Source organism: Pseudomonas sp. PB106 (assembly GCF_009764645.1).
In the GTDB taxonomy this organism is placed as follows: Bacteria; Pseudomonadota; Gammaproteobacteria; order Pseudomonadales; family Pseudomonadaceae; genus Aquipseudomonas.
The window spans coordinates 1-23,103 of record NZ_RWIM01000008.1 but is presented as its reverse complement, the minus strand read 5'-3'; the positions used below and the strand labels follow the sequence as shown (position 1 = coordinate 23,103).

The following is a 23,103-nucleotide window of genomic DNA, read 5'->3' as shown; positions in this document are numbered from 1 at the left end:
GAGGTCAGAGCGGCTTGCAGCAGTGGCGAAGCCTTGTCGTAGACCTTGGTGATCACAACTGGCTTGTGAACGCGCTGACCGGTTGGCTGACCGGATTGCGGGTCACGCGGGATGATCACGTCGTGGGTGAAAGCCTGAACCATAACCTGGTCTTCGTGGCCTTCCTGGTAGGTGTTGCCTACGGAGTCAGCGGTGAAAGCGCCTGCAGTGATCAGGCCTTGTTTTTCGCCGGTAACCGACATGTACGCTGGTGTTGCCATGGGGTGCTCTCCTTGCGGATAAAGTTAGGGTGCCCGGGGCGAGATCGCCCGGTGGGTGGCTGACTGTTATCAAGGAGCGTGCCAGGTTTGCTGTAATTCCCGGAAACACGGGGTAAAACCGCCGAAAAGTGCATGTTTCAAGATGTTTCATGGCTGTTTTAGGCGAAAAGTGCGCAACTTCTTGCGCAGTGGTGTGCAAGAAGTTGCGCACTCGGCTACAGCCGCCGTTACATGGGCGCTGTAGCGATTCAAGTGGCGAAAATCGGCGATCAGGTGCGCAAAAAGTTGCGCATAAAGGCTGAATGCCAGCATTTGGCGGAAACCGGACAGTTCTGAATGACCAATCCACTGCCCCTTTTTGCCATTCCCTCACTGGTGCGCCAGCCCCCAATTGGCGGACAGTCCAGCCCCAGAGCCTCCCGCTCACCGCGCCGGAGAGACCGAGGGTTAAAAAGCGTCTTATAAATGAAACACCGCCCTCGGCTATACTCCCCGCATTTCGATCAGGCACGAGGACTCACTGTGAAGAACTGGACGTTGCGCCAACGCATTTTGGCGAGCTTTGCGGTGATTATCGCCATCATGCTGTTGATGGTTGTCGTCTCGTATTCACGGCTGTTGAAGATCGAGGCCGGCGAACAGAGTGTGCGTGAGGACGCGGTGCCGGGCGTGTATTACAGCTCGATGATCCGCAGTGCCTGGGTCGACAGTTATCTGCAAACCCAAGAGTTGCTGGGCCTGAAAAAAGGCGAGGGCATCAGTGCCGAAGACGCGGCCGACTTCAAGGCTTTCGAAGCGCGTCTCGAAGAGCAGATGGGCAACTATCAAGGCACGGTTACCACCGATGAGGACAAGTCCGAGTTCGCCTTGTTCAAGCAGGACGTGCTCAATTACAACAAGATCCAGGCGCAAGTGCTCGATCTGCACCAGCGCAATCTCGATGATGAAGCGACCAAGCTGTTCACTGAACAGTTGACCCCCGCCTGGACGGCCGGGCGCATGAAGCTCAACGACATCATTCGTGAAAACAAAGCCGTCGCCGATGAGGCCATGAATAACATCGATGATGCGGTGGCGGCGGCGAAAGTCAGCATGGGCGTTTCCCTGCTGGTGGCGGTGTTGGCCGCAGCGGCCTGCGGTCTGTTGTTGATGCGCGCAATCATGGCGCCGATGAATCTGATCGTGCGGATTCTCGACATCATGCGCACGGGCGACCTCAGCACTCGCCTGAATCTCGACCGCAAAGACGAGTTCGGCGCTGTCGAAACCGGCTTCAACGACATGATGACCGAGCTGACCGCACTGGTGTCCCAAGCCCAGCGCTCGTCGGTGCAGGTGACCACTTCGGTGACCGAAATCGCCGCCACCTCCAAGCAACAACAGGCCACTGCCACCGAAACCGCTGCAACCACCACCGAGATCGGCGCGACCTCCCGTGAGATCGCCGCCACGTCGCGGGATCTGGTGCGCACCATGACCGAAGTTTCCACCGCTGCCGATCAGGCTTCGGTGCTCGCCGGCTCCGGTCAGCAAGGCCTGGCCCGCATGGAAGACACCATGCATTCGGTGATGGGCGCGGCGGATCTGGTCAACGCCAAACTGGCGATCCTCAACGAGAAGGCCGGCAACATCAACCAGGTGGTGGTGACCATCGTCAAAGTCGCCGACCAGACTAACCTGCTGTCGCTCAACGCCGCAATCGAAGCCGAAAAGGCTGGTGAATACGGTCGCGGTTTTGCCGTGGTCGCCACCGAAGTGCGACGTCTGGCGGATCAGACCGCAGTCGCTACTTATGACATCGAACAAATGGTCCGTGAGATCCAGTCGGCGGTGTCCGCTGGCGTGATGGGCATGGACAAGTTCTCTGAAGAAGTGCGCCGTGGCATGTCCGAAGTGCAGCAAGTCGGCGAGCAGTTGTCGCAGATCATCCACCAAGTGCAGGCGCTGGCGCCGCGCGTGTTGATGGTCAACGAAGGCATGCAGGCGCAGGCCACTGGCGCCGAACAGATCAACCACGCGCTGGTGCAGTTGGGTGATGCCAGCAGCCAGACCGTCGAGTCGCTGCGTCAGGCCAGTTTCGCCATCGACGAACTGAGCCAGGTGGCCGTCGGGCTGCGCAGCGGCGTTTCGCGATTCAAAGTCTGATGAGCGAAATCATCGCCAAACGCAGCGCCGCACCGGTGGCGAAGCAGGCGTTGTTCCTGTTGTTTCGCATCGGCAGCGAGCGTTACGCCTTGCGCGCCACCGAAGTGGCGGAAGTGCTGCCGCGCCTGCCATTGAAGCCGATTGCCCGTGCGCCGCAGTGGGTTGCCGGGGTGTTTGCCTATCGCGGCGCGGTGGTGCCGGTGATCGATCTCAGCGCGCTGACCTTCGGCCATCCCGCCGAGGCACGCACCAGCACGCGCCTGGTGCTGGTCAATTATCGGCCCGATGAATCGCAACCGGCGCAATGGCTGGGGCTGATTCTCGAACAGGCCACCGACACGCTGCGCTGCCATCCGCAGGATTTTCAGCCTTATGGTCTCGATAACCGTGAGGCGCCGTACCTCGGCCCGGTGCGCGAGGACGCCCAAGGTTTGGTGCAATGGGTACGGGTCAATGACTTGCTCGATGATGCGGTGCGGACTTTGCTGTTTCCCAATCCACCACGGGATCCGGCGCAGCTTGAGGCGCAGGCATGAGCAGCGATCAGCGCTTTTTCGACTTCCTCAAGGAACGCATCGGCCTCGACGTGACGTCGGTGGGCCCGGCGATCATCGAACGCGCCGTACGCCATCGCACCACGCTTTCGCAAGCGGCCCACGCCGATGAATACTGGCGGTTACTGCAAGGCTCGCGAGACGAGCAACAGGCACTGATCGAAGCGGTGATCGTCCCCGAGACGTGGTTTTTCCGTTACCCGGAATCCTTCGCCACCTTGGGAAAACTCGCCAGAAACCGTCTCAAAGAACTGAACAATATGCGCGCGCTGCGCATCCTCAGCCTGCCGTGTTCCACGGGCGAAGAACCGTATTCGATTGCCATGGCCTTGCTCGACGCCAGGTTAAAGCCCCATCAATTCAAGGTCGACGGCATGGACGTCAGCCCGCTGTCGGTGGAGAAAGCGCGGCGGGCGTTATACGGCAAGAATTCCTTTCGCGGTCAGGATCTGGAGTACCGCGAGCGGCACTTCACGCCAACGCAGGAAGGTCATCGGGTCAACGACAACGTGCGTGAGCAGGTGCGCTGGCAGGTCGGCAATGTGCTGGATCCGACCTTGCTGGCCAGCGAGCCGGCGTTCGATTTCGTGTTCTGTCGCAACCTGCTGATCTATTTCGATCAGCCGACCCAGAAGCAGGTGTTCGAGGTGCTCAAGCGCCTGACCCATTTCGACGGCGTGCTGTTTATCGGCCCTGCGGAGGGCAGCTTGCTCGGGCGTCTGGGCATGCGTTCGATCGGCATTGCGCAGTCGTTTGCGTTCAGCCGTCACAGTGATCCGCACCCCGAACCGCTGCCGACACCGCAGCCGGTTGCACAACCTGTCAGCCCACCGCCGCGCAGCACGCCGCCAACGCCCGTGCGTCATCGTCCGTTTGCCACGGTGACGCCGTTGCCGGCTGCCAGTAAAGCGAATAACCCGGACGCGGCCGCATTGCTGGCCAACATCGCCGCGCTGGCCAACGAAGGCAAAAGCGCCGAGGCCCGCGCCGCGTGCGAACAGTATTTGCGCAGCCACGAGCCGGTGGCCCAGGTGTTTTACTGGCTCGGCCTGCTCAGCGATGTCGCCGGTCTGACCCTCGAAGCCCAAGGCTTCTATCGCAAAGCGCTGTACCTCGAACCGCAACACCCCGAAGCGTTGATGCACCTGGCCGCGTTGCTGCAAGCGCAGGGTGACAGCGCCGGTGCCAGACGATTGCAGGAGCGCGCCGCCCGCAGCGGCCGCACCGCCGACAGTGAGCGTAAACGATGATCCCGTCCGACACCTTGAACGTCACCCACGAAGACGCCCGGGCCATCGACGATTGCTGGAACCGCATCGGTATCCACGGCGACAAGTCCTGCCCGCTGCTCGAAGAACACATTCATTGCCGTAATTGCGCGGTGTATTCCGCCGCCGCCACGCGTTTGCTCGACCGTTATTCGCTGCAACAGGACGAGCGCGACCCGGTGGCGACTGCCGTCGAAGCCGATGTCAAAACCCGTTCGCTGCTGATGTTCCGCCTCGGCGAAGAATGGCTGGGACTGGCGACGCGCAGTCTCGTGGAAGTCGCGCCGATGCAGGCGATTCACTCGTTGCCGCACCAGCGCTCGCGGGCCTTGCTCGGCGTGGCCAACGTGCGTGGCGCGCTGGTGGCGTGTCTGTCGTTGGTCGAACTGCTCGATCTGGACGCCAGCGCCGTCCCGACGGCCAGCGGGCGCATCATGCCGCGCATGTTGATCATCGCGGCCCATGGCGGGCCGGTGGTGGTGCCGGTGGACGAGGTTTACGGCATCCATGCGATCGATGAGCGAATCCTCGACGCCGCGTCGCAATCCGGTGCGCAGGCCAGCGCCAGATTCACCCGGGGCGTGTTGCAATTTCGCGGTCGCAGCCTGCGTTGGCTGGATGAAGAACAGCTGCTGTCCGCCGTGACCCGGAGCCTGACATGACCCCCGAGCAAATGCGCGACGCTTCCTTGCTGGAGCTGTTCAGTCTCGAAGCCGAAGCCCAGACCCAAGTGCTCAGCGCCGGGCTGCTGGCGCTGGAGCGTAATCCGACCCAGGCCGATCAACTCGAATCGTGCATGCGTGCGGCGCACTCGCTCAAAGGCGCGGCGCGGATTGTCGGCGTCGACAGCGGCGTCAGCGTCGCCCATGTGATGGAAGATTGTCTGGTCAGCGCGCAGGAAGGGCGCTTGCTGTTGCGGCCCGAGCACATCGATGCGTTGCTCCAAGGCACCGATTTGTTGATGCGCATCGCCACGCCGACGAATGCTCCGCAACCGGCTGACATTGAAGCTTATGTGGCGTTGATGGCGCGGTTGCTCGATCCATCTTCCGCGCCGGCAGCGGTTGCCGCGCCGGTCATGGCCGAATTGCAACTCGAAGCACCACGCGTCGAACCGACGCCAGCAGCGCCGTCAATCGAACCCCCGATCGAACCGCCAGAACCGGCGCCGCGCAAGAGCAAACGCACCACTGAGGGTGGCGAGCGCGTCCTGCGCGTGACTGCCGAGCGCCTGAACAGTCTGCTCGATCTGTCGAGCAAATCGCTGGTGGAAACCCAGCGGCTCAAGCCGCATCTGGCAACCATGCAGCGCCTCAAACGCATGCAGAACAACGGCCTGCGTGCGCTGGAAAATCTCAATGTGCACCTCAAGGAACATGCGCTGAGCCTTGAAGCAGTGGAAGCGCTGGAAGATGCGCGCCGTTTGCTCGCCGAATCCCAGCAACTGCTCAGCGAGAAAAATGCCGAACTGGACGAATTCGCCTGGCAGGCCAGCCAACGCGCACAAGTGCTTTACGACACCGCGCTGGCTTGCCGCATGCGGCCGTTCGCTGACGTGCTCACCGGTCAGGTGCGCATGGTCCGTGACCTGGGCCGCAGTCTTGGCAAACAGGTGCGGCTGGAAATCGAAGGGGAAAAGACTCAGGTCGACCGCGACGTGCTGGAGAAGCTTGAAGCACCGCTGACCCATTTGCTGCGCAACGCGGTCGATCACGGCATCGAAACCCCGGAGCAACGCCTGCTCAAAGGTAAACCCGAAGAGGGCCTGATCCGCCTGCGCGCCTCGCACCAGGCCGGTCTGTTGGTGCTGGAGTTGAGCGATGACGGTAACGGTGTCGATCTGGAAAAGGTCCGCCGCAGCATCGTCGAGCGGCAGTTATCCCCAGCCGAAACGGCGGCTCAATTGAGCGAGGAAGAACTGCTGACCTTTCTGTTCCTGCCCGGTTTCAGCCTGCGCGACACGGTCACCGAAGTCTCCGGTCGCGGCGTCGGGCTTGATGCTGTTCAACACATGGTTCGCCAATTGCGCGGTGCCGTGGAGCTGGAGCAGACGGCGGGCGAGGGCAGTCGCTTCCATCTCGAAGTGCCGCTGACGTTGTCGGTGGTGCGCAGTCTGGTGGTGGAAGTCGGCGAAGAGGCTTACGCCTTCCCGCTGGCGCACATTGAACGCATGTGTGATCTGGCCCCTGAAAATATTGTTCAGGTCGAAGGCCGCCAGCATTTCTGGCACGAAGGTCAGCATGTCGGCCTGGTCGCGGCCAGTCAGTTGCTCAATCGCCCGGCCAGCCAAAACAGCGGTGAAACCCTCAAAGTCGTGGTGATTCGTGAGCGCGATGCTATTTACGGCGTGGCGGTCGAGCGCTTTATTGGTGAGCGCACGTTGGTGGTCTTGCCTCTCGACGAACGTCTGGGCAAAGTGCAGGACATCTCCGCCGGCGCCTTGCTCGACGACGGCTCGGTGGTGCTGATCGTCGACGTCGAAGACATGCTGCGCTCGGTGGACAAACTACTTAATACCGGACGCCTGGAGCGCATCGCCCGCCACGGTCATCAGGCCGCTGAGGCCGCGCGCAAGCGGGTGCTGGTGGTCGACGACTCGCTGACCGTTCGCGAACTGCAACGCAAGCTGCTGCTCAATCGCGGCTACGACGTTGCGGTGGCGGTGGACGGCATGGACGGTTGGAACGCGCTGCGTTCGGAGGACTTTGATTTGCTGATCACCGACATCGACATGCCACGCATGGACGGCATCGAGCTGGTCACGTTGTTGCGCCGCGACAACCGCCTGCAATCGCTGCCGGTGATGGTCGTGTCGTACAAGGATCGTGAAGAGGATCGTCGCCGTGGACTGGACGCCGGCGCCGACTATTATTTAGCCAAAGCCAGTTTTCATGACGACGCCCTGCTCGACGCAGTGGTCGAGCTCATCGGAGGAGCGCGGGCATGAAGATCGCAATCGTCAACGACATGCCAATGGCGGTGGAGGCACTGCGCCGTGCGCTCGCCTTCGAGCCGGCGCATCAGGTGGTCTGGGTCGCCCGCAACGGCGCCGAGGCGGTGCAATTGTGCGCCGAAAATACCCCGGACCTGATCCTCATGGATCTGATCATGCCGGTAATGGACGGCGTCGAGGCGACCCGGCGGATCATGGCCGACACGCCGTGCGCCATCGTCATCGTCACGGTCGACCGCCAGCAGAACGTCCACCGCGTCTTCGAAGCCATGGGCCATGGCGCTTTGGACGTGGTCGACACCCCGGCCCTCGGTGCCGGCGATGCACGGGAAGCCGCCGCGCCATTGCTGCGCAAGATCCTCAATATCGGCTGGCTGATCGGCGAGAAAACCCCGCGCTCGCGACCGGCGCCGACGCCCCAGCGCAGTTCGGCTTCGTGCAAGCGGTTGGTCGCGATCGGCTCCTCCGCAGGCGGGCCGGCAGCGCTGGAAGTGCTGCTCAAAGGTTTGCCGAGGGATTTCTCGGCAGCAATAGTGCTGGTGCAGCATGTCGATCAGGTTTTCGCCGCCGGCATGGCCGAATGGCTGGCCAGCGCCAGCGGTCTCGATGTGCGTCTGGCCCGCGAAGGCGAGCCGCCGCAGGCCGGCGCGGTGCTGCTGGCTGGCACCAACCACCATATCCGCTTATTGAAAAACGGCACGCTGGCCTACACCGCCGAGCCGGTCAACGAGATCTACCGTCCTTCGATCGATGTGTTTTTCGAGAGTGTCGTCGCCCATTGGGGTGGTGACGCAGTCGGGGTTTTGTTGACCGGGATGGGACGCGACGGGGCGCAAGGGCTTAAGCTCATGCGCCAACAGGGTTACCTGACCATCGCGCAGGATCAGCAAAGCAGTGCGGTGTATGGCATGCCCAAGGCCGCTGCGGCCATTGACGCAGCCGTGGAAATTCGTCCACTGGAAAAGATAGCGCCACGATTGCTGGAGATTTTCCCCAAATGATCAGGTTTATCCGCAATCCTGGCCCCCGCAGTACTCAGGTGACCGCCCATGAATGACTTACAGATCGACGACATTAAAACCGACGAAAACGCCGCCATGGTGTTGTTGGTGGACGATCAGGCGATGATCGGCGAAGCCGTGCGCCGTGGGCTGTCGAATGAAGAGAACATCGACTTCCACTTCTGCTCCGATCCGCATCAGGCCATTGCCCAGGCCGTGCGGATCAAGCCGACGGTGATCCTGCAGGATCTGGTGATGCCCGGTCTCGATGGCCTCAGCCTGGTGCGCGAATACCGCAATCACCCGGCAACCAAGGACATCCCGATCATCGTCCTGTCGACCAAGGAAGACCCGCTGATCAAGAGCGCGGCGTTTTCGGCCGGGGCCAACGATTATCTGGTGAAACTGCCGGACACCATCGAGCTGGTGGCGCGCATCCGCTATCACTCGCGTTCCTACATGACCCTGCTGCAGCGTGATGCCGCCTACCGTGCATTGCGGGTCAGCCAGCAGCAATTGCTCGACACCAATCTGGTGCTGCAACGCTTGATGAACTCCGATGGCCTGACTGGATTGTCCAACCGCAGGCACTTCGATGAATACCTGGAACTGGAATGGCGCCGCTCGCTGCGCGATCAGAGCCAGTTGTCGCTGCTGATGATCGACGTCGATTACTTCAAGTCCTACAACGACAGCTTTGGTCACGTCGAGGGCGACGAAGCGCTGCGCAAGGTCGCCACGGCGATCCGCGACGCCACTGCGCGGCCGTCGGACTTGCCGGCACGCTATGGTGGTGAGGAGTTCGCTCTGGTGCTGCCGAACACCTCGCCGGGGGGCGCGCGACTGGTCGCGGAGAAGCTGCGCCAGACCGTCGCCTCGCTGAAAATCGCCCACAATACGCCGGCCGAAGGCTCCAGCCTGACCATCAGCATTGGCCTGGCGACCATGGTGCCGCAGTCGGGCACGGATTGCCGCTTGCTGATTTCGGCGGCGGATCGCGGGTTGTACCTGGCCAAGAACAATGGGCGTAATCAGGTTGGGATCGAGTAACCGCCGCAATTCCCTGTAGGAGCTGCCGCAGGCTGCGATCTTTTGATCTGTTTCTAAAATCAAAGTCAAAAGATCGCAGCCTTCGGCAGCTCCTACAGTTGAAATGGGTCAAGTGAATCGTCCTTACACCCGCCAGACGGGCTGCCGTGACAGCCTGATTACGTTATACTCGCCGGCTTTCAAAAGTTCGCCAACGAGTGCTGCCCGTCATGGAAATCAACCCGATCCTGAACACCATCAAGGACCTGTCCGAGCGCTCCGAAACTATTCGGGGGTATCTTTGACTACGATCAAAAGCATGAGCGTCTGACTGAAGTCAATCGCGAGCTTGAAGATCCGAGCGTCTGGAACAAACCTGAATACGCCCAAGAGTTGGGCCGCGAGCGCGCTGCGCTGGCGCAGATCGTCGACACCCTCGACGAACTGAACGCCGGTCTGGCCGATTGCCGCGACCTGCTGGACATGGCCGTCGAAGAAAACGACGAAGGCGCAGTGGGCGATGTCGTCGCCGAGCTGGCCCGTCTCGAGGAAAATCTGGCCAAGCTGGAATTCCGCCGCATGTTCAGCCATGAAATGGACCCGAACAACGCCTACCTGGACATCCAGGCCGGTTCCGGCGGCACCGAAGCCCAGGACTGGGCCAACATCCTCCTGCGCATGTACCTGCGCTGGGCGGATAAACGCGGTTTCGAAGCGACCATCATGGAACTGTCGGCCGGTGAAGTCGCTGGTATCAAAGGCGCCACCGTGCACATCAAGGGCGAATACGCTTTTGGCTGGCTGCGCACCGAGATCGGCGTGCACCGTCTGGTGCGCAAGAGCCCGTTTGACTCCGGCAACCGTCGCCACACCTCGTTCTCTGCAGTTTTCGTCTCGCCAGAGATCGACGACAAGGTCGAAATCGAAATCAACCCGGCAGACCTGCGGATCGACACCTATCGTTCCTCCGGTGCCGGTGGTCAGCACGTAAACACCACCGACTCGGCCGTACGTATCACTCACGTACCGACCAACACCGTGGTCAGCTGCCAGAACGAACGTTCCCAGCACGCCAACAAGGACACCGCCATGAAAATGCTGCGGGCCAAGTTGTACGAGCAGGAAATGCAGAAACGCAACGCCGCGTCGCAAGCGCTGGAAGACACCAAGTCCGACATCGGCTGGGGTCACCAGATTCGCTCTTACGTGCTCGATGCGTCGCGGATCAAGGATCTGCGCACCAACATCGAACGCAGCGACTGCGACAAGGTACTCGACGGTGATATCGACGAATACCTGGAAGCCAGCCTGAAATCCGGGCTGTAAAAAGACGCGATACAGCATCGGCTGATTCAGCACGATCCCTGTAGGAGCCAGCCCTGCTGGCGATCCCCGGGCCGCAAGGTCCGGGGGCAACGAACCTGATGGAATATCTAAAGACATGAGCGACCAACAACTCGACCCGCAAGCCCTGCAACAGGAAGAAAACTCCCTGATCGCCCTGCGCAAGGAAAAGCTGGCTGCCGAGCGCGCCAAGGGCAACGCCTTCCCGAACGACTTCCGCCGCGACAACTACTGCGATGCATTGCAGAAACAGTACGCGGACAAGACCAAGGAAGAGCTCGCAGAGGCTGCAATCCCGGTCAAGGTTGCCGGTCGTATCATGCTCAACCGTGGCTCGTTCATGGTGATTCAGGACATGACCGGTCGTATCCAGGTCTACGTCAACCGCAAGACCCTGTCTGAAGAAACCCTGGCCGCGGTGAAAACCTGGGACATGGGCGACATCATTGCCGCCGAAGGCACGCTGGCGCGTTCCGGCAAGGGCGACCTGTACGTTGAAATGACCAGCGTGCGTCTGCTGACCAAATCGCTGCGTCCGCTGCCGGACAAGCACCACGGCCTGACCGACACCGAACAGCGCTACCGTCAGCGTTACGTTGACCTGATCGTCAACGAAGAAGTGCGTCAGACTTTCCGCGTGCGTTCGCAAGTGATCGCGCACATCCGCAGCTTCCTGATGAAGCGCGACTTCCTCGAAGTCGAAACGCCAATGCTGCAGACCATTCCGGGCGGCGCTGCGGCCAAGCCGTTCGAAACCCACCACAATGCGCTGGACATGGAAATGTTCCTGCGTATCGCGCCTGAGCTTTACCTCAAGCGGCTTGTTGTTGGCGGGTTTGAAAAAGTGTTTGAGATCAACCGCAACTTCCGTAACGAAGGCGTTTCGACGCGTCACAACCCTGAATTCACCATGTTGGAGTTCTATCAGGCTTACGCCGATTACGAAGACAACATGGACCTGACCGAAGAACTGTTCCGTGAACTGGCGCAGCTGGTTCTGGGCAGCACCGACGTGCCGTACGGCGACAAGGTGTTCCACTTCGGCGAGCCGTTCGTACGCCTGTCGGTGTTCGACTCGATCCTCAAGTACAACCCTGAGCTGACTGCCGATGATCTGAACGACATCGACAAGGCCCGCGCCATCGCCAAGAAGGCCGGTGCCAAGGTGCTGGGCTTCGAAGGTCTGGGCAAGCTGCAGGTGATGATTTTCGAAGAGCTGGTCGAGCACAAGCTGGAACAGCCGCATTTCATCACTCAGTACCCATTCGAAGTGTCGCCGCTGGCCCGTCGCAACGATGACAACCCGAACGTCACTGACCGTTTCGAGCTGTTCATCGGTGGCCGTGAAATTGCCAACGCCTACTCCGAGTTGAACGATGCGGAAGACCAGGCTGAACGCTTCATGGCGCAGGTGGCCGACAAGGACGCCGGCGACGACGAAGCCATGCACTACGACGCTGACTTCGTTCGCGCGCTGGAGTACGGCATGCCGCCAACGGCCGGTGAAGGCATCGGCATCGACCGTCTGGTGATGTTGCTGACCAACTCGCCGTCGATCCGCGATGTGATCCTGTTCCCGCACATGCGACCGCAAGCGTAAACGTTTCAGTTAAAAAGCCGCCTAAAACAGGCGGCTTTTTATTGCCTGTCTGGTACAAATGTATCAATTGGTTAATTTCGCAATAGCAGAGGAAGTTCTGTCGTGATGGGTGCAATAGCTCAAGAAGGTGCAGCGGGTATCGCCACTGCGGTCGCTGAAAGCGTTCAGTACCAGGGCCGCAAGGCCAGCCGACAGGGCAGTGAGCAGCGTCGCCAGGACATTCTCGACGCAGCGATGCGCATTGTCGTGCGTGACGGCGTGCGTGCGGTGCGCCACCGCGCCGTGGCTGCCGAGGCCGGTGTGCCATTGTCGGCGACCACCTATTACTTCAAGGATATCGATGACCTGCTCACCGATACCTTCGCCCAATACGTTGAACGCAGCGCGGCGTACATGGCCAAGTTGTGGGTCAACAATGAAGGCTTGTTGCGCGAAATGGTGGTCAGCGGCGACGGTAGCCCGGAGTCGCGCTCGCAATTGGCCGACGACATTGCGCGGTTGATGGCCGACTACGTGCATCGGCAATTGGTTAACCGTCGCGAGCATTTGATGGCCGAGCAGGCGTTCCGCCAGGAAGCGCTGCTCAACCCGCGTCTGGCCATTCTGGTGCGCTCGCACCAGCAGATTCTGCTGCAGGGCACCTGCCAGTTGTTCCAGGTGTTGGGCTCGCGTGAACCGCAACAGGATGCCAAGGTGTTGACGGCGATTATCGGTCGGATGGAATATCAGGGCCTGCTCAACGACGCCGAGCCATTGGCCGAAGAGGACATGCTCGGCATTCTGACGCGCTACATGCACCTGGTACTCGCATCGGTCTGACCACAAGATCGTTCCCACGTTCTGCGTGGGAATGCCGCCGGGGACGCTCCGCGTCCCTTCGTCGACATGACGCAGAGCGTCAGTGGATGCATTCCCACGCAGAGCGTGGGAACGATCGATCACCATGAGGGCAGCGAATGTTCATAGGGAGTCTTGAATGAAAGCCTGGCGTGGCGTGCTGATTGCCTTGTCGTTCCTGCTGCTCAGTGGCTGTCTGGTGACCTTCAAGGAGCCGCTGGCCGCCAGTGATCCGGCGCCCAAGGGCCTGCTCGGCAAATGGTCGAGCACCAATGCCTGGGGCGATTCCATGAACCTTGAGCTGACGCGACTGGGCCACGATCGCTATCAGGCGGTCACCTATTTCAAGGCCAAACCCCATGAGCGCGAGGCCCACCCGTTCACCGTGGCACGTCACGGCAGCCGCTGGTATCTGTCGGCGAAAGTCCCGGCGCAGTACGGCGGCCATTACACCATCGCCGGTTTCGAGCTCACCGACAAAGGCGAACTGGTGATCTACAACCTCGATCTCGAACAGATCAACCAAGCGATCAAACAGAAAGCTCTCGATGGTCAGGCCTTCCAGACCGACGATGGCGACGGTGTGCAAGTCGACAGCAGCCTCGACAAGGTCTTTGCTTACCTCGACGATCCGGCCAATTCCGATGTCTTCGTCGAAGCCGTGCGCTACCAGCGTCGGGCCAGCGGCAAATAATTTCGCACGTCAGGTGTTCTACAGGAGTTTCGGGTGGACGATTACCAGCAGACGATACGCATGTTGTCCGACCGCATTGTGCTGGCGCAGACGCCGATCCGTGTGCTCGACGCGGTCAAGTGGGACGAGAGCATTCGCAAGGGTTTCCTCAAGGCCAAAGGCAAGGAAATGCCGGCGGTGGATCGTGACTACTACCTCAATCGGCCGCTGAGTTTCGATTCGAGCAAGGTCAAACTGGAATTCCAGAACATCGAGCGTGACATCACCCGCCAGCTCGGCCAGTTCAACCCGGTCGGGCAGATCATGCGGCGCATGTGCAAGGAATACCGCATGGTAGTGCGCATGCTTGAAGCGCGCGGCACCGAGGATTTCGGTCTGATCTCGCAAGAACTCTACGGCGCCGCGTCCGATGCGTTCCACGCCGGTGACCCGACCCTGGCTGACCTCGGCCTGATGATGTCCGACTATTTGAACAACATCGATGGCCGTGGCGATCTGAAGGACGAACCAAAAGTCCTCACCGCGAAGGACGCGGTGCACCTGTTGCAGACGCGCCTGAACAAAGTGTTCGGTGAAGCTGAAGAAACCATTCGCGTGTTCGAGTCCGACGGCATCGTCGCTGACGCGGCGGCGGGCGCGGACTACATCAAGATCCGCACCGACGCGATGTTCAACGATCGCGACGTGCGCGCGCTGGAAGTCCACGAAGGCCTGGTGCACGTCGGCACCACGCTCAACGGATTGAACCAGCCGATCTGCACCTTCCTGTCCAAAGGCCCGCCGTCGTCGACGGTGACCCAGGAAGGCTTGGCGATCCTGATGGAAATCATCACCTTCGCCTCCTACCCGAGCCGCCTGCGCAAACTAACCAACCGCACCCGCGCGATTCACATGGTCGAGGAGGGCGCCGACTTCCTGCAGATCTTCGAATTCTTCCGCGAGCAGGGCTTCGAAATGGCCGAAAGCTACGGCAACGCCAGTCGCGTTTTCCGGGGATCGACACCGAACGGTCTGCCATTCACCAAAGACTTGTCCTACCTCAAGGGCTTTATCATGGTTTACAACTACATTCAGTTGGCCGTGCGTAAGGGCAAGCTTGAGCAGATTCCGCTGTTGTTCTGTGGCAAGACCACGCTGGAAGACATGCGTACGTTGCGCCAATTGGTGGATGAAGGGCTGGTGGTGCCGCCGAAATACCTGCCGGACCAGTTCCGTGATTTGAACGCGTTGTCGGCGTGGATGTGCTTCTCCAACTTCCTCAATCACTTGAGCCTGGACCGGATCGAAGCGGACTACTCCAACATTCTCTAACCCACTACAGACCGATCGTTCCCACGCTCCGCGTGGGAATGCCGCCATGGACGCTCCGCGTCCACTGTGACGCAGAGCGTCACGGGATGCATTCCCACGCAGAGCGTGGGAACGATCTGAACCCGATTTTTTTGCGAGGTTTCACCGGATGAGAATCCTCGGCATCTTCTGCCTGCTACTGACCCTCAGCGGTTGCAGTTCGCTGTTGTTCTACCCCGAACCGGGCCAGATATTCACCCCGGAAAAAGCCAAGCTCGAATACCGCACCGTGACGCTGGTTACGGCTGATGGCCTCAAGCTCAACGCCTGGTGGCTGCCGGCCCAACCCGGCCTCGACGTCAAAGGCACCGTCCTGCACCTGCACGGCAACGGCGGCAATCTGCCGATGCACCTCGGTGGCAGTTGGTGGTTGCCGAAGAACGGCTATCAAGTGCTGTTGGTGGACTATCGCGGCTATGGTTTGTCCGAGGGCAAGCCGAGTTTGCCAGCGATCTATCAGGACATCGACGCCGCGTTCGCCTGGCTCGACAAGGCGCCGGAAGTCAAAGGCAAACCGCTGGTGTTACTCGGTCAGAGCCTCGGTGGTTCGATGGCCGTGCATTGGCTGGTGCAGCATCCAGAGCGGCAGAAACAGCTCAAGGCCTTGGTACTCGACGGCGTGCCCGCCAGCTATCGCAGCGTCGGCCAATACGCCCTCAGCACCTCGTGGCTGACCTGGCCATTCCAGGTGCCGCTGTCGTGGCTGGTGCCGGATGGCGACAGCGCGATCAACTCAATGCCGCAGCTCAACGGCGTGCCGAAGCTGATCTTCCACAGCATCGACGATCCGCTGGTACCGCTTTCCAACGGCATCCGTCTGTATCAAGCTGCGCCGCCCCCGCGGGTGTTGCAGCTGACCCGTGGCGGCCATGTGCAGACCTTCGGCGATCCGGTGTGGCGCCAGGTCATGCTGCGCTATCTGGACGATCCCGAGCATTTCAACGGCCTGCGCCGCCTCGGCGAAATCCCCAATTACCCGACACCCCCGAATTCTGAAGATGAGAGTCCGCAATGACTGAAGAACGCAACGCCATCCCGCTGATCATCACCGGTATCTGCAGCATCCTCGGCACCGTCGGGGCACTGTGGTACTACGGTTATCTGCATTTCGCCAAACCCGAGGATGCGTTGCTGCTCAACGAATTCACCATGCTCAAGACCGTGCCGGGCGAAGACTACAAAGTCTCGCTCGACCCGGCGCCGCAAGTGGCGCAGTGCATTGATGGCGTGCTGGTGTTGTTCGACACCGAGCAGAAAGGCCTGACCGGTGTGCTGATCAATGCACAGAAAAAAGCCGTGCGTTGCATGGGCGAAGAAACCCCGCAAAAACTCCAGCCTTAAAAGCAAAAGATCGCAGCGTTCGGCAGCTCCTACAGGAAACGCATTCCCATGTAGGACCTGCCGAAGGTTGCGATCTTTTGATCTAAAAAAGCCCCGCCTGACTCAGTCAGGCGGGGCTTTTGCGTTACAGCAGGGCGCTTAGTTCGAGCTGACAGCCGAACGTGGCATCACTGGCTGGTTGTCGTTGGAAATGGTCACTTCCACACGACGGTTCATGGCACGGCCGGAAGCACTGCCGTTCTCGGCAACCGGGTATTCCTTGCCGTAGCCTTGAGTGACGATGCGCGCTGGATCAACGCCCATTTTCACCAGTGCAGTGCGCACGGAGTTGGCGCGACGCTCAGACAGCGACTGGTTGTGGCTGGCGGTACCGGTGCTGTCGGTGTAACCCTCGACAATCACTTTGCGATCCGGGTTTTCCTGGAGGAACTGCGCCAGTTTGTTGATGTTGACCAGACCGCTGGACTTCAGGTCAGCGCGGTCAGTGGCGAACAGCACGTCACCGAAAGTCACCAGGGTACCGCGATCGGTCTGCTTGGCGTTGAGGCTGTCCTGCAGCTGTTTGATCTGCTGGTCACGAGCATCCAGACGTGCCTGGGCGCGTTGTGCCGAAGCGTTCTTCAGGTTGGCTTCAGCGGTGCGCAGGGCGATGGTCTGCTTGGCCACTTCCACGCGCTGGTTGGTCAGGTAGGCCAGTTGGTCAACCTTGGCCGCGTCTTGCTTGTCCAGATAAGCCTTGTCGGCCTTGTCCAGGTAATCGCTGGCGTCTTTGGTTTCCAGTGCTGCGACTTTGCTCGCCTGCGGGTTGGCTTGCAGGCCGGCGTAGTTGGTGCGCGCCTGTTCCAGATTCGGGTTCGGCGGGGTAGAGCAGGCAGCCAGAGCGACACTTGCGGCCAGAAGAGCTGGGATCATCAGTTGCTTACGCATAATTTTTCGTCCTTTCTATCGATAAAGTTTCAGCGTTGCTATCGGGATGCGCGCTTATTGCACGGTGCGCTGACTTTCCTGACGCAGTTCCTGAACACCTTTCTGGGAATCCTTCACGGCTTGTTCGGCTTTCGCTGCCTGAGCCTTGCGTTCGGCTACGCGAGCGTCCCACTCGGCTTGCTCGGACAGGGTGCGAGCTTCGTCATACTTCTTGTCGTGCATGGCGATTTCGGCTTGTTTCAGTTTGTCCTGCGCTTGCTTCATTTCAACGGCAGCAAACTCGGTACCACCGGCGCTGACCGCGCTGTTTACCGCAGACTGGGTAACGGCGTATTGCTCGGTCGGTGGGTTACCAGCGCAACCGGCCAGTACGAAGCTGGTGCCGATCGCCAGAGCAGCCAGTTTCAGACCGCGCAGGTGGGTAAACGAGGTTTGGTTTTTCATGGTCTTCAACTCCATTAGGCATCTCCTGAAAACATCTAAATCCATCCTGGTCGAGGAGCCGAAAATGTCGTATCCAAGTGCGTTATTTGAAACGCTCGTTCCAGGCGTGGTTACAGCTTCCGACCGGAGCGATTTTTCAAAAGTTCAGAAAAGATGGCTCATCGCCAAAATAATTTCTGACTGAATGGACAAGGCTCTAAAGCGGGAACTTTGGCGGGAAGGAGCGGTACGCGCGGGGGGAAAAGACGCAGTTCTGGAGGCAAAATACATTCCCTGTGGGAGCTGGCTTGCCAGCGATGGGGGCATCAGATTCAACACGTCAGTGACTGAACTAACGCTATCGCTGGCAAGCCAGCTCCCACAGGTTTAACGCAATGTCGAATCAGTGCTTTTGCTTGCCTTCAACCGCTGAGAGGTCATGCAAATGCCGTCGCGACAACGCCAGAAAACGCGGCGTGGGCCCGACATCTTCATACAGCGGATCACCTTCCTCATCCGTCGCCACTACCGTCGAACCCTTCACATACGGCAGGCTCGCTTCAAACTCTTCAAGCGCTGCGCCGATCAGTTCGCCGAGCAGTTCTTCGGCATGCCGTTTGGGGTACATCTCGGCAATCGCTGCCAGTCGTGCAGCGGCCTCAACGTCCAGATGAATCGTGTAGCCGGTATCGGTCAGGCGACCCTTGGCGTTTTCTTCCCAATGCTGGGCGAGTTCACGAATTTTCATGATGACCTCATTTCGCGCCTGCTCTTGGCAGGCCTGGGTGAGTGTCCGGCTGCGCCGGCGGCAAGCCGTTGTACGGCTTACTGTTGAGACTAGCTTTCGCCCACAAGGTTTAAAGTCCCTTCGTCGGCTGCTTGTAAGAAGCGTCGCAGAGCGGCACTCTCTAGGTCATGCACTCGTTTCTAAGCCGTCCGGATTACTGCTGGGGAATTGCTGATGACCGATATTGATGCACGCTTGCGCGAAGATGTTCACCTGCTCGGAGAGCTGTTGGGCAACACTATTCGAGAACAGTACGGCGAGGCCTTCCTCGACAAGATCGAGCAGATTCGCAAGGGCGCCAAAGCTGACCGCCGCGGGTCGATGGACGCTGAGCTGAGCGCCAGCCTCAATCAATTGAGCGAGGACGAACTGCTCCCGGTGGCGCGGGCGTTCAACCAGTTTCTCAATCTGGCCAACATCGCCGAGCAATATCAGTTGATCCATCGGCGCGAAGAGTCGCAGCCGGCGCCGTTCGAATCCCGCGTGTTGCCTGAACTGCTTGCACGTCTGCGCCACGAAGGCCACAGCGCCGAATCGCTGGCCCGGCAGCTATCCCGGCTGGAAATCGAGCTGGTGCTGACCGCGCACCCGACCGAAGTGGCGCGGCGCACGCTGATCCAGAAGTACGACGCCATCGCCGCGCAACTCGCCGCGCAAGATCATCGCGACCTGACCACGGCCGAACGCGAACAGATCCAGAACACCCTGCAACGGCTGATCGCCGAAGCTTGGCACACCGAAGAAATCCGCCGCACGCGCCCGACGCCGGTCGATGAAGCGAAGTGGGGTTTCGCGGTGATCGAACATTCGCTGTGGCAGGCGATTCCCAACCATATGCGCAAGGCCGACAGGGCTTTGCATGAAGCGACCGGTCTGCGTTTGCCATTGGAAGCAGCACCGATTCGCTTCGCTTCTTGGATGGGCGGCGACCGTGACGGCAACCCCAACGTCACCGCCGCAGTGACCCGCGAAGTGTTGCTGCTGGCGCGCTGGATGGCCGCTGATCTGTACCTGCGCGATGTCGATCACCTCGCTGCCGAACTGTCCATGCAGCAGGCCAGTGATGCCCTCAAGGCCAAGGCCGGCGACAGCGCCGAACCGTACCGCGCGGTGCTCAAACAATTGCGCGAACGCCTGCGTGCCACACGCAATTGGGCGCACGCCGCATTGACTGCGCCAACCCCGGCACCGGCTGATGTGCTGAGCAACAACCGCGATCTGCTCGATCCGCTGGAGCTGTGTTTCAACTCGCTGCACGAATGCGGCATGGGCGTGATCGCCGACGGGCCGTTGCTCGATTGCCTGCGTCGTGCAGTGACCTTCGGCCTGTTCCTCGTGCGCTTGGATGTGCGTCAGGACTCGTCGCGCCACAGCTCGGCGATGACCGAAATCACCGATTACCTCGGGCTCGGTCGCTACGAAGACTGGGACGAAGAGCAGCGCATCACCTTCCTGACTCGCGAACTGAACAATCGCCGGCCACTGCTGCCAGCGCACTTCAAACCATCAGCCGACACCGCCGAAGTGCTCAATACCTGCAAGGAAATCGCTGCGGCGCCGGGTGCTTCGCTCGGCTCCTACGTGATCTCCATGGCCGGCGCCGCTTCTGATGTGCTCGCCGTGCAACTGCTGCTCAAAGAGGCCGGCGTGCTGCGGCCGATGCGTGTGGTGCCGCTGTTCGAAACCCTCGCCGACCTCGACAATGCCGGGCCGGTGATGGAGCGGCTGTTGCTGCTGCCGGGCTATCGCGCACGGCTGCAAGGCCCGCAAGAAGTGATGATCGGCTATTCCGACTCGGCCAAGGACGCCGGCACCACCGCTGCGGCCTGGGCGCAATATCGTGCGCAGGAACGCCTGGTGGAAATCTGCCGCGAACAGCAAGTCGAACTTTTGCTGTTCCACGGTCGCGGCGGCACCGTGGGCCGTGGCGGCGGTCCGGCGCACGCGGCCATTCTGTCGCAGCCACCGGGTTCGGTGGCGGGGCGGTTCCGCACCACCGAGCAAGGGGAAATGATTCGATTCAAATTCGGCCTGCCGGACATCGCCGAGCAAAACCTCAATCTGTATCTGGCAGCGGTGCTCGAAGCGACACTGTTGCCGCCACCACCGCCGACACCGGAGTGGCGCCACTTGATGGACGAATTGGCGGCTGACGGTGTCAGTGCTTACCGCCAGGTGGTGCGGGAAAATCCGCAGTTCGTCGAGTACTTCCGTCAGTCCACACCGGAACAGGAACTGGGTCGTTTGCCGCTCGGCAGTCGTCCGGCCAAACGTCGTGCGGGCGGTATCGAAAGTCTGCGGGCGATCCCGTGGATTTTCGGCTGGACGCAAACGCGCTTGATGCTGCCGGCATGGCTGGGTTGGGAATCGGCGCTGAGCAAAGCGCTGGAGCGCGGCGAAGGCGAATTGCTCGGGCAGATGCGCGAGCAGTGGCCGTTCTTTCGCACGCGCATCGACATGCTCGAAATGGTCCTGGCCAAGGCCGACGCGGATATCGCGCAGTCCTACGACGAGCGTCTGGTCGAGGCGGATCTGCTGCCGTTGGGCGCGCAGTTACGCGACCTATTGTCGCAGGCGTGCGCGGTGGTGCTCGGGCTGACTGGTCAGTCGCAGCTGCTGGCACATAGTCCGGACACCCTCGAATTCATCCGTTTGCGCAACACCTACCTCGACCCGCTACATCTATTGCAGGCCGAGTTATTGGCCCGTTCACGGCAACAGGATGTCGAGCAGGGCAGCCCTGTGGAACAGGCGTTGCTGGTGTCTGTGGCGGGGATTGCCGCCGGTTTGCGCAATACCGGCTAAGGTTTTTCGCGTGGCGCGCGGCACCGGCAGCTTACGCCGGCTGCCGCTTGGCCTGACGGTCGAAAGTGCCGGCAGGCGACAGTTAATGATGGGGTTGCGACTTGGGTTACCGCGTCACAAGGTCGCGAGGGGCTGCGGTTTCTCCGACTTTTGGCGTCTTGTGTGGGCGCAGCCTGCTGTGTATCTTGATCAGCCTTTGGCCGTTTCTGCGGCCACGACCCGTATTTTCAGGATTCGTCCCAAGAGGCGAATCCTTTGTTTTGTAAAAGCTTTTTATAAAAAAATTGAGGAGCACATCTAATGCGCGTCATTCTGCTGGGAGCTCCCGGGGCCGGTAAAGGTACTCAGGCAAAGTTCATCACCGAAAAATTCGGCATTCCACAAATTTCCACTGGCGACATGCTGCGTGCAGCGGTCAAGGCCGGTACTCCGCTGGGCGTTCAAGCCAAGAGCATCATGGATGCCGGCGGCCTGGTGTCGGATGACCTGATCATCGCACTGGTACAGGATCGTATCGCTCAGCCAGACTGCGCCAACGGCTTCCTGTTCGACGGCTTCCCGCGCACCATTCCGCAGGCTGAAGCACTGGTCACTGCCGGCGTTGAGCTGGATGCAGTGGTTGAAATCGCTGTTGAAGACGAAGAAATCGTTCAACGCATCGCCGGTCGTCGTGTTCACGAAGCCAGCGGCCGCGTTTACCACATCGTCTACAACCCGCCGAAAATCGCTGGCAAAGACGACATCACCGGCGAAGAACTGGTACAGCGCAAGGACGACACCGAAGAAACCGTGCGTCATCGCCTGTCGGTCTACCATTCGCAGACCAAGCCGCTGGTGGAGTTCTACCAGAGCCTGTCCGCCAAAAACGCTGGCAAGCCGAAGTACAGCCATATTCCGGGCGTCGGTTCGGTTGATGCGATCACCGCCAAGGTGCTGGCTGCGTTGAGCTGAAAAGTCTGATCGGCTGCATCATCCACGGCCCGCTTGCGGGCCGTAGTTGTTTATACTGACGCACTTTTTCCCACCCCTGTTTTGGAAACATCGATGAGCACCTTGCTGGCCCTGGACACCGCGACTGAAGCTTGCTCCGTTGCCTTGCTGCATGACGGCAAGGTCACGAGCCATTACGAGGTGATCCCGCGCCTGCATGCGCAGAAGCTGCTGCCGATGATTCAGCAGTTGCTGGCGGACGCTGGCACCACGTTGCAAGCGGTCGATGCGATTGCTTTTGGTCGCGGGCCTGGCGCGTTCACTGGTGTGCGGATTGCGATTGGTGTGGTGCAGGGTTTGGCGTTTGCGCTCGATCGTCCGGTGTTGCCAGTTTCCAACCTCGCCGTGCTGGCGCAGCGTGCGTTGCGTGAACATGGCGTGAGCCAGGTCGCAGCGGCCATCGATGCGCGAATGGATGAAGTGTATTGGGGCTGCTACCGCGAAACGGCGGGGGAGATGCGTCTGGTCGGCGCTGAAGCGGTGTTGCCACCAGAAGTCGCGGCGTTGCCGGCCGATGCCAGCGGCGACTGGTTCGGTGCCGGCACCGGTTGGGGTTATGCCGAGCGCATCGCCGTCAATCTGAAGGGCTCCGACGCCGGCATGCTGCCCCACGCCGAAGACCTGCTGACCTTGGCGCGTTTCGCCTGGGAACGCGGCGAATCGATCCCGGCTGACGATGCGCAACCGGTTTACCTGCGCGACAAAGTCGCCACCCCCAAGGCTCGTTGAGCCCTTTAGAAGATCGCAGCCTTCGGCAGCTCCTACAAGGATTGCATTTCAAATGTAGGAGCTGCC

General features: G+C 60.5%; 22 protein-coding genes. 18 read left to right on the top strand and 4 right to left on the bottom strand.

Going from position 1 to position 23,103, the window contains the following annotated elements:
- Nucleotides 1-260, bottom strand: a 260-nt coding sequence (gene tssD / locus EJA71_RS01745) for a type VI secretion system tube protein TssD (RefSeq protein WP_158953784.1), incomplete at its 3' end; no start/stop codon positions are given.
- Nucleotides 261-782: 522 nt separating this feature from the next.
- Between tssD and EJA71_RS01740 the strand changes: the two genes are divergently transcribed.
- The 14 genes from EJA71_RS01740 (at nt 783) to EJA71_RS01675 (ending at nt 16,376) form a co-directional block, all read left to right on the top strand.
- A complete protein-coding gene (locus tag EJA71_RS01740; protein ID WP_158953782.1) occupies nt 783-2,405 on the top strand; it encodes a methyl-accepting chemotaxis protein in 1,623 nt (540 codons plus the stop codon).
- Complete coding sequence (locus EJA71_RS01735) at nt 2,405-2,941, top strand: chemotaxis protein CheW (protein WP_158953780.1); 537 nt, start codon at nt 2,405-2,407, stop codon at nt 2,939-2,941. Before EJA71_RS01740 ends, EJA71_RS01735 begins: the two co-directional genes overlap by 1 nt.
- Nucleotides 2,938-4,209: a protein-glutamate O-methyltransferase CheR gene (locus tag EJA71_RS01730; RefSeq protein WP_158953778.1), complete on the top strand. Its 1,272-nt coding sequence runs from the start codon at nt 2,938-2,940 to the stop codon at nt 4,207-4,209. The genes EJA71_RS01735 and EJA71_RS01730 overlap by 4 nt, the downstream gene beginning before the upstream one ends.
- Nucleotides 4,206-4,889 carry a chemotaxis protein CheW gene (locus EJA71_RS01725; RefSeq protein ID WP_158953776.1) on the top strand — a complete coding sequence of 228 codons (684 nt, stop codon included), beginning with the start codon at nt 4,206-4,208 and terminating at the stop codon, nt 4,887-4,889. Before EJA71_RS01730 ends, EJA71_RS01725 begins: the two co-directional genes overlap by 4 nt.
- Nucleotides 4,886-7,174, top strand: a complete 2,289-nt coding sequence (locus EJA71_RS01720; RefSeq protein ID WP_158953774.1) for a hybrid sensor histidine kinase/response regulator — start codon at nt 4,886-4,888, stop codon at nt 7,172-7,174. Before EJA71_RS01725 ends, EJA71_RS01720 begins: the two co-directional genes overlap by 4 nt.
- Nucleotides 7,171-8,181 (top strand): chemotaxis response regulator protein-glutamate methylesterase, encoded by a 1,011-nt coding sequence (locus EJA71_RS01715; RefSeq protein ID WP_158953772.1) that lies wholly within the window; start codon nt 7,171-7,173, stop codon nt 8,179-8,181. The genes EJA71_RS01720 and EJA71_RS01715 overlap by 4 nt, the downstream gene beginning before the upstream one ends.
- A 48-nt stretch (nt 8,182-8,229) precedes the next feature.
- Nucleotides 8,230-9,231: a PleD family two-component system response regulator gene (locus tag EJA71_RS01710; RefSeq protein WP_158953770.1), complete on the top strand. Its 1,002-nt coding sequence runs from the start codon at nt 8,230-8,232 to the stop codon at nt 9,229-9,231.
- Between the two features lie 209 nt (nt 9,232-9,440).
- Nucleotides 9,441-10,536 (top strand): peptide chain release factor 2 gene (gene prfB, locus EJA71_RS01705; protein ID WP_122591275.1). Its coding sequence is split into 2 segments (ribosomal slippage): nt 9,441-9,512 and nt 9,514-10,536, totalling 1,095 coding nucleotides; the frame shifts between segments, so codons are not numbered across the junction.
- Nucleotides 10,537-10,651: 115 nt separating this feature from the next.
- The gene (gene lysS / locus EJA71_RS01700; protein WP_158953767.1) at nt 10,652-12,154 is read left to right on the top strand and encodes a lysine--tRNA ligase; all 1,503 of its coding nucleotides are present in this window, start codon (nt 10,652-10,654) and stop codon (nt 12,152-12,154) included.
- Between the two features lie 105 nt (nt 12,155-12,259).
- Complete coding sequence (locus EJA71_RS01695; protein WP_034154855.1) at nt 12,260-12,973, top strand: TetR/AcrR family transcriptional regulator; 714 nt, start codon at nt 12,260-12,262, stop codon at nt 12,971-12,973.
- 157 nt (nt 12,974-13,130) lie between these two features.
- Nucleotides 13,131-13,685, top strand: a complete 555-nt coding sequence (locus EJA71_RS01690) for a hypothetical protein (protein WP_158953765.1) — start codon at nt 13,131-13,133, stop codon at nt 13,683-13,685.
- A 60-nt stretch (nt 13,686-13,745) separates the two neighbouring features.
- Complete coding sequence (locus EJA71_RS01685) at nt 13,746-14,996, top strand: flavohemoglobin expression-modulating QEGLA motif protein (protein ID WP_178113640.1); 1,251 nt, start codon at nt 13,746-13,748, stop codon at nt 14,994-14,996.
- A gap of 148 nt (nt 14,997-15,144) precedes the next feature.
- Complete coding sequence (locus EJA71_RS01680) at nt 15,145-16,050, top strand: alpha/beta hydrolase (protein ID WP_158953761.1); 906 nt, start codon at nt 15,145-15,147, stop codon at nt 16,048-16,050.
- Nucleotides 16,047-16,376, top strand: coding sequence for a hypothetical protein (locus EJA71_RS01675; protein ID WP_008078367.1), 330 nt, complete (start codon nt 16,047-16,049; stop codon nt 16,374-16,376). Before EJA71_RS01680 ends, EJA71_RS01675 begins: the two co-directional genes overlap by 4 nt.
- Nucleotides 16,377-16,514: 138 nt before the next feature.
- On the opposite strand, the gene EJA71_RS01670 is transcribed toward EJA71_RS01675, so the two are convergent.
- The 3 genes from EJA71_RS01670 to EJA71_RS01660 form a co-directional block, all read right to left on the bottom strand.
- Entirely contained in the window at nt 16,515-17,303 is a 789-nt protein-coding gene (locus EJA71_RS01670; RefSeq protein WP_158953759.1) for an OmpA family protein, read from the bottom strand.
- A gap of 54 nt (nt 17,304-17,357) precedes the next feature.
- Nucleotides 17,358-17,762: a DUF4398 domain-containing protein gene (locus EJA71_RS01665; RefSeq protein ID WP_034154861.1), complete on the bottom strand. Its 405-nt coding sequence runs from the start codon at nt 17,760-17,762 to the stop codon at nt 17,358-17,360.
- 367 nt (nt 17,763-18,129) lie between these two features.
- Nucleotides 18,130-18,474: a hypothetical protein gene (locus tag EJA71_RS01660; RefSeq protein ID WP_016983304.1), complete on the bottom strand. Its 345-nt coding sequence runs from the start codon at nt 18,472-18,474 to the stop codon at nt 18,130-18,132.
- Between the two features lie 213 nt (nt 18,475-18,687).
- Here EJA71_RS01660 and ppc point away from each other — a divergent pair, with 213 nt between their 5' ends.
- From ppc to tsaB, 4 genes are all read left to right on the top strand, one after another.
- Nucleotides 18,688-21,318, top strand: coding sequence for a phosphoenolpyruvate carboxylase (gene ppc, locus EJA71_RS01655; RefSeq protein WP_158953757.1), 2,631 nt, complete (start codon nt 18,688-18,690; stop codon nt 21,316-21,318).
- A gap of 10 nt (nt 21,319-21,328) precedes the next feature.
- Nucleotides 21,329-21,619: a hypothetical protein gene (locus EJA71_RS01650; protein ID WP_158953755.1), complete on the top strand. Its 291-nt coding sequence runs from the start codon at nt 21,329-21,331 to the stop codon at nt 21,617-21,619.
- Nucleotides 21,619-22,269 carry an adenylate kinase gene (gene adk / locus EJA71_RS01645; RefSeq protein WP_008078383.1) on the top strand — a complete coding sequence of 217 codons (651 nt, stop codon included), beginning with the start codon at nt 21,619-21,621 and terminating at the stop codon, nt 22,267-22,269. Before EJA71_RS01650 ends, adk begins: the two co-directional genes overlap by 1 nt.
- A 93-nt stretch (nt 22,270-22,362) precedes the next feature.
- Nucleotides 22,363-23,037 carry a tRNA (adenosine(37)-N6)-threonylcarbamoyltransferase complex dimerization subunit type 1 TsaB gene (gene tsaB, locus EJA71_RS01640; RefSeq protein WP_158953753.1) on the top strand — a complete coding sequence of 225 codons (675 nt, stop codon included), beginning with the start codon at nt 22,363-22,365 and terminating at the stop codon, nt 23,035-23,037.
- Nucleotides 23,038-23,103: the final 66 nt, after the last annotated feature.

Excerpts from the sequence above, each read along its gene's own strand:
- EJA71_RS01735 (WP_158953780.1), top strand. The coding sequence starts at position 2,405 with ATGAGCGAAATCATCGCCAAACGCAGCGCCGCACCGGTGGCGAAGCAG.
- EJA71_RS01730 (WP_158953778.1), top strand. The coding sequence starts at position 2,938 with ATGAGCAGCGATCAGCGCTTTTTCGACTTCCTCAAGGAACGCATCGGC.
- EJA71_RS01725 (WP_158953776.1), top strand. The coding sequence starts at position 4,206 with ATGATCCCGTCCGACACCTTGAACGTCACCCACGAAGACGCCCGGGCC.
- EJA71_RS01720 (WP_158953774.1), top strand. The coding sequence starts at position 4,886 with ATGACCCCCGAGCAAATGCGCGACGCTTCCTTGCTGGAGCTGTTCAGT.
- EJA71_RS01715 (WP_158953772.1), top strand. The coding sequence starts at position 7,171 with ATGAAGATCGCAATCGTCAACGACATGCCAATGGCGGTGGAGGCACTG.
- EJA71_RS01710 (WP_158953770.1), top strand. The coding sequence starts at position 8,230 with ATGAATGACTTACAGATCGACGACATTAAAACCGACGAAAACGCCGCC.
- lysS (WP_158953767.1), top strand. The coding sequence starts at position 10,652 with ATGAGCGACCAACAACTCGACCCGCAAGCCCTGCAACAGGAAGAAAAC.
- EJA71_RS01695 (WP_034154855.1), top strand. The coding sequence starts at position 12,260 with ATGGGTGCAATAGCTCAAGAAGGTGCAGCGGGTATCGCCACTGCGGTC.
- EJA71_RS01690 (WP_158953765.1), top strand. The coding sequence starts at position 13,131 with ATGAAAGCCTGGCGTGGCGTGCTGATTGCCTTGTCGTTCCTGCTGCTC.
- EJA71_RS01685 (WP_178113640.1), top strand. The coding sequence starts at position 13,746 with ATGTTGTCCGACCGCATTGTGCTGGCGCAGACGCCGATCCGTGTGCTC.
- EJA71_RS01680 (WP_158953761.1), top strand. The coding sequence starts at position 15,145 with ATGAGAATCCTCGGCATCTTCTGCCTGCTACTGACCCTCAGCGGTTGC.
- EJA71_RS01675 (WP_008078367.1), top strand. The coding sequence starts at position 16,047 with ATGACTGAAGAACGCAACGCCATCCCGCTGATCATCACCGGTATCTGC.
- EJA71_RS01670 (WP_158953759.1), bottom strand. The coding sequence starts at position 17,303 with ATGCGTAAGCAACTGATGATCCCAGCTCTTCTGGCCGCAAGTGTCGCT.
- EJA71_RS01665 (WP_034154861.1), bottom strand. The coding sequence starts at position 17,762 with ATGGAGTTGAAGACCATGAAAAACCAAACCTCGTTTACCCACCTGCGC.
- EJA71_RS01660 (WP_016983304.1), bottom strand. The coding sequence starts at position 18,474 with ATGAAAATTCGTGAACTCGCCCAGCATTGGGAAGAAAACGCCAAGGGT.
- ppc (WP_158953757.1), top strand. The coding sequence starts at position 18,688 with ATGACCGATATTGATGCACGCTTGCGCGAAGATGTTCACCTGCTCGGA.
- adk (WP_008078383.1), top strand. The coding sequence starts at position 21,619 with ATGCGCGTCATTCTGCTGGGAGCTCCCGGGGCCGGTAAAGGTACTCAG.
- tsaB (WP_158953753.1), top strand. The coding sequence starts at position 22,363 with ATGAGCACCTTGCTGGCCCTGGACACCGCGACTGAAGCTTGCTCCGTT.